General features: G+C 71.0%; 11 protein-coding genes and 2 pseudogenes. 6 read left to right on the top strand and 7 right to left on the bottom strand.

Going from position 1 to position 10146, the window contains the following annotated elements; translation table 11 throughout:
- Positions 1 to 81: 81 nt before the first annotated feature.
- Both D8Y23_RS16880 and D8Y23_RS16875 read right to left on the bottom strand, forming a co-directional pair.
- Positions 82 to 474 carry a type II toxin-antitoxin system VapC family toxin gene (locus tag D8Y23_RS16880; RefSeq protein WP_164878265.1) on the bottom strand — a complete coding sequence of 131 codons (393 nt, stop codon included), beginning with the start codon at positions 472 to 474 and terminating at the stop codon, positions 82 to 84.
- Positions 471 to 734, bottom strand: coding sequence for a hypothetical protein (locus D8Y23_RS16875; protein ID WP_164878264.1), 264 nt, complete (start codon positions 732 to 734; stop codon positions 471 to 473). Before D8Y23_RS16875 ends, D8Y23_RS16880 begins: the two co-directional genes overlap by 4 nt.
- Before the next feature lie 95 nt (positions 735 to 829).
- Between D8Y23_RS16875 and D8Y23_RS14930 the strand changes: the two genes are divergently transcribed.
- The 6 genes from D8Y23_RS14930 (at position 830) to D8Y23_RS14905 (ending at position 6442) form a co-directional block, all read left to right on the top strand.
- Complete coding sequence (locus D8Y23_RS14930) at positions 830 to 2086, top strand: sensor histidine kinase (RefSeq protein ID WP_164878263.1); 1257 nt, start codon at positions 830 to 832, stop codon at positions 2084 to 2086.
- A gap of 4 nt (positions 2087 to 2090) precedes the next feature.
- The gene (locus D8Y23_RS14925; RefSeq protein WP_128218871.1) at positions 2091 to 2756 is read left to right on the top strand and encodes a response regulator; all 666 of its coding nucleotides are present in this window, start codon (positions 2091 to 2093) and stop codon (positions 2754 to 2756) included.
- A gap of 293 nt (positions 2757 to 3049) precedes the next feature.
- Positions 3050 to 3796 (top strand): 3-oxoacid CoA-transferase subunit A, encoded by a 747-nt coding sequence (locus D8Y23_RS14920; RefSeq protein ID WP_128218867.1) that lies wholly within the window; start codon positions 3050 to 3052, stop codon positions 3794 to 3796.
- Positions 3793 to 4440, top strand: coding sequence for a 3-oxoacid CoA-transferase subunit B (locus tag D8Y23_RS14915; RefSeq protein WP_128218866.1), 648 nt, complete (start codon positions 3793 to 3795; stop codon positions 4438 to 4440). Before D8Y23_RS14920 ends, D8Y23_RS14915 begins: the two co-directional genes overlap by 4 nt.
- 1 nt (position 4441) lies before the next feature.
- Positions 4442 to 5617, top strand: a complete 1176-nt coding sequence (locus D8Y23_RS14910; protein ID WP_128218865.1) for a thiolase family protein — start codon at positions 4442 to 4444, stop codon at positions 5615 to 5617.
- A gap of 81 nt (positions 5618 to 5698) precedes the next feature.
- Positions 5699 to 6442 carry an IclR family transcriptional regulator domain-containing protein gene (locus tag D8Y23_RS14905; RefSeq protein WP_205797271.1) on the top strand — a complete coding sequence of 248 codons (744 nt, stop codon included), beginning with the start codon at positions 5699 to 5701 and terminating at the stop codon, positions 6440 to 6442.
- Positions 6443 to 6576: 134 nt separating this feature from the next.
- Here D8Y23_RS14905 and D8Y23_RS14900 read toward each other — a convergent pair.
- The 5 genes and pseudogenes from D8Y23_RS14900 to D8Y23_RS16870 all read right to left on the bottom strand — a co-directional run.
- A pseudogene (locus D8Y23_RS14900) lies at positions 6577 to 8785 on the bottom strand (heavy metal translocating P-type ATPase).
- A complete protein-coding gene (locus D8Y23_RS14895; RefSeq protein WP_128218863.1) occupies positions 8782 to 9069 on the bottom strand; it encodes a heavy-metal-associated domain-containing protein in 288 nt (95 codons plus the stop codon). Before D8Y23_RS14895 ends, D8Y23_RS14900 begins: the two are co-directional and overlap by 4 nt.
- A gap of 16 nt (positions 9070 to 9085) precedes the next feature.
- Positions 9086 to 9367, bottom strand: coding sequence for a metal-sensitive transcriptional regulator (locus tag D8Y23_RS14890; RefSeq protein ID WP_128218870.1), 282 nt, complete (start codon positions 9365 to 9367; stop codon positions 9086 to 9088).
- A gap of 93 nt (positions 9368 to 9460) precedes the next feature.
- A complete protein-coding gene (locus D8Y23_RS14885; protein ID WP_128218862.1) occupies positions 9461 to 9889 on the bottom strand; it encodes a hypothetical protein in 429 nt (142 codons plus the stop codon).
- 60 nt (positions 9890 to 9949) lie between these two features.
- A pseudogene (locus D8Y23_RS16870) lies at positions 9950 to 10146 on the bottom strand (hypothetical protein); the annotation flags it as partial.

Raw genomic sequence — 10146 nt, 5'->3', positions numbered from 1 at the left:
GACCCCCGGGTTCATCCCGGGGGTCTTTCTCATGTCTGCGGGAGCGGGAGGGCTTGGAACCCGAACGGTGTTGGAGGGTGCTCAGCCCACTGGCGGAATCGGATGCCGTATACCCAGGCTGTCGGCGACGGAGCCGAGACGATCGTCGAATGTAGCCAGCGGTACGTGTGCGTGCGTCGCCGCCGCCAGAACGCAGGTGTCCGGCATCTTCAACCCGTGCTCCGCGCGCAAGCGGGCGAGCAGCATCGGTTCAGCGGGCCCGATATCGGTCAGCTCGACGCCGAGGTTCTGCAGCTCCGCCCACAATGAGGCCTCTCTGTCGAGCTTCGCGGCAGCCACCAGGGTCTCGGCTGCCGTGAGGGGATGCATGAAGAGAGGCCCGTGTTGGCTGGCGAAGAGGCTCTTCGCGCGATCGTGATGAGCGTCTCCCGGTGAGAACAGAGCGATGACGACACCCGCATCGAGCACGATCACTCGGGCCACTCCGCGCGAAGGTCGCTGAGGTACCCGTCGGGGTAGATGCCCGCGAACTCTCCGACGACCGCATCGATCCGTTGGAGTCGGCCGGCGGTCGCTTCCGGATGGGATGCCGCGACCGTCCGCGCTCCCTCCACGACGAGGTGCGCCAACAACACCGACGGGCTCTCGTTCGGCCACCGCAAACGGGCGATGCGCAACGCCTCTTCGATGGCGGGCGTATGCGTCACCTGCGTACGCGGTCGGGTGGTCGGCATGCCCTGAGTGTACCACCCATGAGGAGGTGCACCACCGATCGGCCAGGTCGGTAGCGAGATGGCGGCACGACACCTTCGCCCGGTAGGAAGGGGGGATGGAGCAGGTCGCCAGCCCCCGGGTCGTCGCGCTGATGCGCTCGCCGCTGTTCGTGGGAGTCGTATTCGTCGCCATCGTCGTGCAGGTGTGCGGTGTGCCTGTGCTCACGCTGTTCTCCGGTGGCGGCACGTGGGACAGCGCCCTCCCCCCGGCCGTCGTCGTCACCCTCACCGTGCTGGCGTGTCTCGCTCAGGCGGCCGCCCTGATGCTCGCGGCATCCCGTCCGGTCCCGGCGATGATGGCGACCGTCGTGCTCTACCTCATCGTCGCGGTGGCGCTCGCGGTTCCCAACTGGGCGAGCCCCATGCACCTCGTCATCGCGATGGCGATGTTCGCGCTCGGGACCGCTCGTCCGACGTCGGTCGCCGTCGCCTGGGCGGCCTTCGCGGTGGTCGGCGCGCTCGTCGCGCTCGCGTCGTGGGCGGCCAGTCTCGGGGCACCCGCCGAGCGGGTGATCGGGTTCCTGCTCACCGAGGGGGTGTCACTGGCATCCACCTCGTTCGCCGGTGTCGCGCTCGGCATCCTGTGGGCGGTGCTGGAACGACGCGCGGCACGGGCGCGACAGCGTGCTCTCGACCTCGAGGAGGAGCAGGCGGCGGCCATCGAAAGGTCGCGCGTCGCCGAGCGGGGGCGGATCGCCCAAGAGCTGCACGATGTGGCCGGCCAGCATCTCGCGGGTCTGGTGTCTCTGTGCGATGCGACCACCGAGCTCGCGCCCGCGCATCCCGAACAGGCGCTGCGGCTCATCGAGGAGGTCCGTGCCGAGGGGCGCTACGCCGCCGCCAGTCTCTACGGTGCGCTCGGCGACCTACGGGCCGTCGAGGAGGTCATCCACGCGCCGACACCCGACCTGAGGGACCTCGACACCCTCGCGGGCTTCTGGCGCGAGCGCGGAATGGATGTCTCCGTGCAGGTTCGCGGTGACCTTGATCTCGTTCCCGTCGTCGTCTCGGCGACGGCGTACCGGGCGGTGCAGGAAGGACTGTCCAATGCCGCGAAGCACGCGGCGGGAGCCTCCGTGGAGGTCGACGTGATCGTGGATGCCGATCGGCTCCGCGTCCGAGTGAGTAACGACGCCGCTAGCCGCGCGCGGACGGACGAGGCGCACCTCGGGCTCGGATGGGGCCTGGACGGGCTGCGAGAGAAGTTCGCGCTCATGGAGGGAACCGTGGATGCCACCGATGACGGCACGGGCGGCTGGCGGCTGTCGGTCGACGTCCCGTTCGCGGAGGTGCGGGAGAGCGTGCGTGACTGACGGCATGCCGATCAGGGTGCTGATCGCGGACGACAACCGGCCGTTTCGCCGCGGTGTGCGTCTCCGATTGGAATCCACCGCGCACATCGCTGTCGTCGGCGAGGCCGGTACGGGGACGGATGCCGTGGCCGCAGCCCTCGCGGAGCGCCCGGACGTGGTGCTCATGGACCTCGAGATGCCGGGAATGAACGGGATCGACGCCACGCGCGCGGTGGTCGCGGCGTCCGAGGGGGAGATCCGCGTCATCGCCGTCACCAGCCACGGCGAAGACCACCTGGTGCGCCGGGCACTCGCCGCGGGAGCGAGCGGATACCTCCTCAAGACGCACGACAGCTCGCAACTGGTCGAGGCGATCCGTGCCGCCCACCGCGGCGACGCGCTCGTGTCCTCGCGCGTCACCCGGTCGCTCCTCGCCGAGGTTGCGCAGCGGCGGGTCACGGACGACGACCGGGCGCGGTTGGCATCCCTGAGTCCGTCCGAGATCCGCGTGGTGCAGTTGCTCAGCACCGGGGTGACCTCGAACGAGCAGGTGGCGGCCGAACTCGTGCTCTCCGTCAATACGGTGCGCACGCACATCCATTCGGCGTTCAAGAAGATCGGCGTGACCGATCGGACCCAGCTGGCGCTGTGGGGCGTTCGGCTCGGGGTGGAGCTCGACTCGCGCCTCTGACAGCTGTCAGACGGGGACCGCCCCCAATTCCGGCCCCCGCCCGACGGCGGCGCAGGGCCGCCCGGGCCGTGCGCGAGACCGATCCGGCGACCGCGGGTCTGGACTCTGCGCACAAAATAGCGCGCACACGTTTCGTTCAGATGCCGGGTCCCGCGTGATCTCAGCATTCATGGACCCCGCCTCGCGGGGAAGTTCGTCCGAACGGATGAGGTGGCGGGGGCCTCTGGTGTCTTCGCCGCCGCGAGGGTACGATCGCTCAACGAACGCACGTTCGCTGGACGAACAGAGGACCCATGATCGACAAGACCGTGCCCGACGTCGCGGCGGCCGTGACGGGCATCGCCGACGGCTCGACCGTGATGATCGGCGGATTCGGCCGTGCCGGACAGCCCGTCGAGCTCATCGACGCGCTCATCGCGCACGGCGCCCGCGACCTCACCGTCGTCAACAACAATGCCGGCAACGGTGACACAGGCCTCGCCGCACTGCTGAAGGCGGGGCAGGTGCGCAAGATGATCTGCTCGTTCCCGCGCCAGAGTGACTCGTGGGTGTTCGACTCCCTCTACCGCGAGGGGAGGATCGAACTCGAGCTCGTGCCGCAGGGGAACCTCGCCGAGCGGATCCGCGCGGCCGGCGCCGGCATCGGCGCCTTCTTCACCCCGACCGGATACGGCACGCAACTCGCCGAGGGCAAGGAGACCCGTCGCATCGGGGAGCGCGACTACGTGCTCGAGTACCCGATCCGTGCCGACGTCGCGCTGATAAGCGCGTATCGGGCCGACCGCTGGGGAAACCTCGTCTACCGCGAGACCGCGCGCAACTTCGGACCGATCATGGCCGCCGCCGCGAAGACCACCGTGGTGCAGGTCGATGAGATCGTGCCGCTCGGCGACCTCGACCCCGAGGCCGTCATCACCCCCGGGCTGTACGTCGACCGGGTCGTGGCCGTGGGCGAGCGCCGGTGGCTTCAGGACGGCGTCTTCGTCGGCGGCGTCGACATCGAGGGGCTCCCGCTCGTTCGGAACGGATCGGACGCATGACCACCCGCGTCTCCCGCACCGCGCTCGCCGCGCGCGTGGCATCCGACATCCCCGAAGGGGCCGTGGTGAACCTCGGTATCGGCGTGCCGACCTTGGTCGCGGACCACCTGCCCGAGGGGCTTGAGATCGTGCTGCATACCGAGAACGGAATGTTGGGAATGGGTCCCGCGCCGGCAGAGGGGTCGGTCGACCCTGACCTGATCAACGCAGGAAAGCAGCCGGTCACGGCGCTCGCCGGGGCCGCCTACTTCCACCACGCCGACTCATTCGCCATGATGCGCGGCGGTCACCTCGACGTGTGCGTGCTAGGAGCCTTCCAGGTCTCGGCATCCGGAGATCTCGCGAACTGGTCGACCGGCGAACCCGGGGCGATTCCGGCGGTCGGTGGCGCGATGGACCTCGCCATCGGGGCCAAGGACGTCTATGTCATGACCGACCTGCTCACCAAGCAGGGCGCGCCCAAACTCGTCGAGGCGTGCACCTATCCGCTCACGGGCGCCGGCTGCGTCTCGCGCGTCTACACCGATCACGGCATCTTCGACGTCACCCCCGAGGGATTCCGCGTGCGGGAACTGTTCGGCGACAACACGCACGCCGAGATCGAGGAACTGCTCGGTCTCACGCTGATCGAGCAAGGAGCCTGACATGACCGCCAGCTACGTCTACGACGCCGTCCGCACGCCCTTCGGTCGTGCCGGAGGAGCTCTGGCATCCGTGCGTCCCGACGATCTCGCCGCGCTCGTGATGCGGGCGACGGTCGAGCGAACCGGTCTCGACCCCGCCCGGATCGACGATGTCGTCTTCGGGGATGCCAACCAGGCCGGGGAGGACAACCGGAACGTCGCGCGTTTCGGCGCGCTGCTCGCCGGCTTCCCGACGACCGTCACCGGGACGACGGTCAACCGGCTCTGCGCGTCGTCGCTCGAGGCGGTGATCCAGGGCTCGCGCGCGATCGAGTCCGGCGACGCCGATGTCGTGCTGGCCGGCGGTGTCGAGTCGATGAGCCGTGCGCCGTACGTCGTCGAGAAGGCCGCGAAGCCGTTCCCGGCGGCCGGCAACGCGACAATGTGGAACACCGCGATTGGCTGGCGCATGACCAACCCCGCGCTGCCGCAGCACTGGACGATCTCGAACGGCGAATCCGCCGAGAAGATCGCGCGCGAGTGGGGCATCACACGGGAGGCCCAGGATGCCTTCGCCGTCCGCTCGCACCAGCGTGCGGCATCCGCCTGGGCGGCGGGTGTCTTCGACGGCGAGATCGTGGCCGTGCCCGGCGTCGCGCTGACCCGCGACGAGGGCATCCGCGACGACACGTCGGTCGAGAAGCTCGCGGGACTGAAGGCGCTGTTCGCCGCCGACGGGCAGGGGAGCGTCACGGCCGGCAACTCCTCGCCGATCAACGACGGCGCGTCCGCCGTGCTGATCGGCGGCGAGGGAGCCCTGGATGCCGAGCCGCTCGCGCGCATCGCGGGTCGCGCGGCCCATGGCGTCGACCCCGACGTGTTCCCGATCGCCCCCATCGAGGCCGCGAACAAGGCGCTCTCGCGCGCCGGGAAGACGTGGGCCGACGTCGATGTCGTCGAGCTCAACGAGGCCTTCGCCTCGCAGTCGCTCGCGTGCCTCGCCGGATGGCCCGATCTCGACCCCGAGAAGCTCAACGTCCACGGCGGGGCGCTGGCGATCGGTCACCCGCTCGGCGCGTCCGGCGGTCGCATCATCGGCCGCGCGGCGCACGAGCTCGCGCGCCGCGGCTCGGGGGTCGCGGTCGTCGCGATCTGCATCGGCGTGGGCCAGGGGCTCGCCGTCGTGCTCGAGCGGTGACGCCGGTCAGCGGCCGGTCGATAGGGTGAGCCGGTGACCGACGCCGAGCCCCTCGACAACAGCGACGGCCCCGGCGAGATCGTGCAGGCCTTCGTGCGCGGGCTCGCGGTCATCCGCGCGTTCGACGCCGACAACCCCGAGCTGACCCTCAGCGAGGTGGCGCGCCGCGCCGACGTGACGCGTGCCGCAGCGGGCCGTTTCCTCCGCACGCTGCAGACCCTCGGATACGTGCGGAACGACGGGCGCTCGTTCGCGCTGACGCCGCGCGTGCTCGAGCTCGGCTACAGCTACCTCTCGGCCCTGTCGCTCCCCGAGGTCGCGCAGCCGCACCTCGAGGCCCTGTCGCGAGCGGTCGGTGAGAGCGCCTCTGCGGCGGTGCTCGACGGCACCGACATCGTGTACGTCGCACGCGTGCCTGTGCGCCGCATCATGTCGGTCGGCATCACTGTCGGCACGCGGTTCCCCGCCGCGATCACGAGCATGGGTCGCGTCCTGTTGGCCGCGGCATCCGTCGATGAGAGAGACCGGATCCTGGATGCCGAGCCCCCGGCGCCCCGGACCCCCCGAACGCTGACCGACCCCGCCGCCGTGCGGCAGGAACTCGAGCGGGTGCACGCGCAGGGCTGGGCCCGTGTCGACGGCGAGCTCGAGCCCGGGCTGCAGTCGCTCGCGGCGCCGGTCCACGGCCGGGACGGCGCCGTGGTCGCGGCGATCAACCTGTCGATGGCGAGCGGCCGCTATCCCGAGGCCGAGGTCACCGACCGGCTGATCCCGGCGCTGCTCGCCGCGGCGCGCGCCATCGAGGCAGACCTGCGGATGGCGTGACCCGTCCGGTCGCCCCGCGCTCCGTGCCGTCGGGTCCCACCTCCGGGACACAACGAAGGAGATCCGGCTTCGCGGCCGCGGCCGGCCGGTGACCGGCGGAGACGGCGGAGCAGATCTCCTTCGTTGTGTCCGCGTCAGCGCGCCACGGACGGCTCCGCGTGGAAGCGCCGCAGCCGCAGGCTGTTCGTCACGACGAACACCGACGACAGCGCCATCGCGGCGGCCGCGACCACCGGGTTGAGCAGACCGGCCATCGCCACCGGGATCNGCGGCGACGTTGTAGGCGAAGGCCCAGAACAGGTTGCCCTTGATGGTGCCGAGCGTGCGGCGCGCGAGGCGGACGGCGTCGGCGACGACGAGGAGATCGCCGGACACCACGGTCACGTCGCTCGCGGCGATCGCGGCATCCGTCCCTCCGCCCATCGCGATGCCGAGGTCGGCCGCGGTCAGGGCGGCCGCGTCGTTGACGCCGTCGCCCACCATCGCGACGACCCGGCCCTCGGCCTGCAGCGCGCGCACGACGTCGAGCTTCTCGGCCGGCGTCACCTCGGCGCGGACGTCGTCGATCCCGACCTCGGCGGCCACGCGGGCGGCGGTCGCGGCGTTGTCTCCGGTGAGGAGCACGGGCCGCAGGCCCAGGCGGCGGAACCGCGCGATCGCCTCGGCGCTGGTTGGCTTCACCGTGTCGGCGACGACGATGGCACCGAGGTACTGCCCGTCGCGCGCGACCGCGACAACGGTTCCACTCGCCGACAGGGGCTCGACCTCGGATGCCGGAACCCCCACGCTCCACTGATCGCGCAGCCACGACAGCCGGCCGGCCACCACGGCGGATCCGTCCACGACACCCTGGACGCCGTACCCCGCGTGCGCGGCGAACGACTCGACGGGCGCAGCGGACCCCGCGGCGGTGGCGATCGCACGACCCACGGGGTGCTCGGACCCGCCCTCGACGGCTGCGGCGACCGCGAGCAGCTCGGCGCGGTCCACGCCATCGGCGGGCAGCACGTCGGTCACGGCCATGCGGCCGGTCGTGACGGTGCCGGTCTTGTCGAGCACGATCGTGTCGACGCGGCGCGTCTGCTCGAGCACCCGAGGACCGCGGATCAGGATGCCGAGCTGCGACCCGCGTCCGGTTCCGACGAGCAGTGCCGTCGGGGTCGCGAGACCCAGGGCGCACGGGCAGGCGATGATGAGCGTCGCCACCGCGGCGGTGAGGGCCAGCTCGACGGAGCCACCCGCGACGAGCCATCCGATGAACGCCGCGACCGCGAGCAGGATCACCACGGGCACGAAGACCGCCGACACGCGGTCGGCGAGCCGCTGCACCTCGGCCTTCCCGGTCTGCGCCTCCTCCACCAGGCGTCCCATGCGGGCGAGCTCGGTGTCGGCGCCGACGCGGGTGATCTCGATGACCAGACGGCCGCCGACGTTGATCGTGGCACCGACGACGCGGGCGCCGGGGGCCACCTCGACCGGCACGGATTCGCCGGTGAGCATGCTGGCATCCACCGCCGAGGTGCCGTCGATGACGAGACCGTCGGACGGGATCTTCTCGCCGGGTCGCACGACGACGACGTCGCCGACGACGAGGCTTGCGACCGGGACGGTCCGCTCCCGGCCGTCGTCGAGCTTCGTGGCGGAGGTCGCGCCGAGGTTCAGGAGCGCCTTCAGCGCGCTCGCCGAGGCTGTGCGCGCCCGCGCTTCGGCGTACCGGCCGGCGAGCAGGAACACCGTCACGAGCGCAGCGACCTCGAGGTAGATCTCGTGCGCACCCGCGGTCGGTGCGCCGAAGAGCGTGAAGCTCATCGTCATCCCAGGCATTCCGGCGCCGCCGAAGAAGAGCGCGTACAGCGACCAGCCGAACGAGGCGATGACGCCGAGGCTGATGAGCGTGTCCATCGTGACCGCGCCGTGGCGGGCGTTGACCGCCGCCGCGCGGTGGAACGGCCATGCGCCCCACACGGCGACCGGGGCGGTGAGCGTGAGCGCGAGCCACTGCCAGTTCTCGAACTGCAGTGCGGGGATCATCGACAGCACCGCGACCGGCACCGCCAGCGCGAGGCTGATGAGCAGACGGCGGCGGAGGGCGTCGGTCTCGGGGTCGGTCTCGACCTCTTCCGGGACCGGCGGCGCGGGCACGGCGGCGGCGTAGCCCGCGGCCTCCACGACCGCGATGAGATCCGCGGGGTCGAGGTCGTCGCCGCGCACGCGCGCCTTCTCGGTGGCGTAGTTGACGGATGCCTCGACGCCGGGGAGCTTGTTCAGCTTGCGCTCGATCCGAGTGGCGCACGAGGCGCACGTCATCCCGGTGATGTCGAGCTCGACGTCGGTGGTGCTCATGAGGGGTCGGCCGCCAGGTCGTAGCCGGCCTCCTCGACGGCGTCGCGCACGAGGGCGGCGTCGAGTGGGGCGTCGCTGGCGATCGTGACGCGCGAGACGTCGCCGACGCGCAGGTCGACGGACACGCCCTGCACCCCGGCGATCTCCGAAATCTCCTCGGTCACACTGCGGACGCAGTGCGCGCATGTCATCCCGGTCACGCCGATCTCCTGGATCACCGCGCCTTCCGGAAGAGGAGTGGATGCCACGGCCTCACGGAGACCGAGTTCGATGCGTTCCTTCATGGTGTTCTCCTCGGGGTCAGGAGCGGACGAGGCGGGCGATGGCGTCGTTGGCCTCGCGGATCTTCTCGGCGGCGACCTGGCCGCCCTCGGCGCTGGCCTCGGCGACGCAGTGGCTGAGGTGGTCGGACAGGAGCGACAGCGCGACGGTCTCGAGCGCCTTCGTCGCGGCGGATACCTGCGTGAGGATGTCGATGCAGTACTTGTCTTCGTCGACCATCCGTGCGATCCCGCGCACCTGCCCCTCGACGCGCCGCAGTCGTTTCTGCAGGTCGTCCTTGTTCCCGTCGTACCCGTTCATACTGGATACCATACCCCCCTAGGGTATATGACAGGGCCGTTCAGCGGATGTCCGTCGCCCGAACGTCCCGGAGGGGCGGACACCCCGGGCGGCTCACTCCAGGGTCGGCGGCAGAACGTAGACGATGTCAGCGCCGTCGCGCCCGTGCTCGACGAACCCGAGTCGGGCCAGCGTGTCGTGCGACGGGTCGTCGTCGGCGGCGACACACGCGTAAAGGGGACGCTCCGGTTCGGCGAGGGTGAGCAGCCGAAGGGCCTCCGTCGCCGACTCGCGCGAGGTCTCGGGCGACACCGCGAGCAGAGCCTCCCGGTCGCCGTCGACGTCGAGCGTCGCGGCGAGACCCACGACCGTGTCCTCGTCGACGATCGCGCGGGCCGTCACCCGATCGGCATCCACCCACGCGTCGAAGGCGGCGCGATCGGCAACCTCGCCCCGCGGCCAGGTCGACGCGCTGGCACGCATCGCCGCGTAGGCGGCATCCCGGTCGTCGTTACGGAGGTCGCGGAGCTCGATGCGGGTCATGACGTCACGGTAGCGGGATCGCCGCGGAGGACAGGATGCCTTGCGCTCGCGGCCGCGCCGTCAGTACAGGCCGTGCATGGTGAGCCACAGGTGCGCCGACCGCGCCGTGTCGCGCGCCCGGATCGCGTCGGTGAGCGATGCGAACAACTCGTCGCAATCGCCCTCGCCCGCGCTCATCCATCCCCGGAGGTTGCGGCGGACGACGAACTCGGTCTGCTTCAGCGTCTCGCGGAGGACGATATTGCCGGAGGCACGGG

Source organism: Microbacterium enclense (assembly GCF_004022425.1).
In the GTDB taxonomy this organism is placed as follows: domain Bacteria; phylum Actinomycetota; class Actinomycetes; order Actinomycetales; family Microbacteriaceae; genus Microbacterium; species Microbacterium enclense_A.
This window is presented reverse-complemented; position numbering and strand designations above follow the sequence as displayed.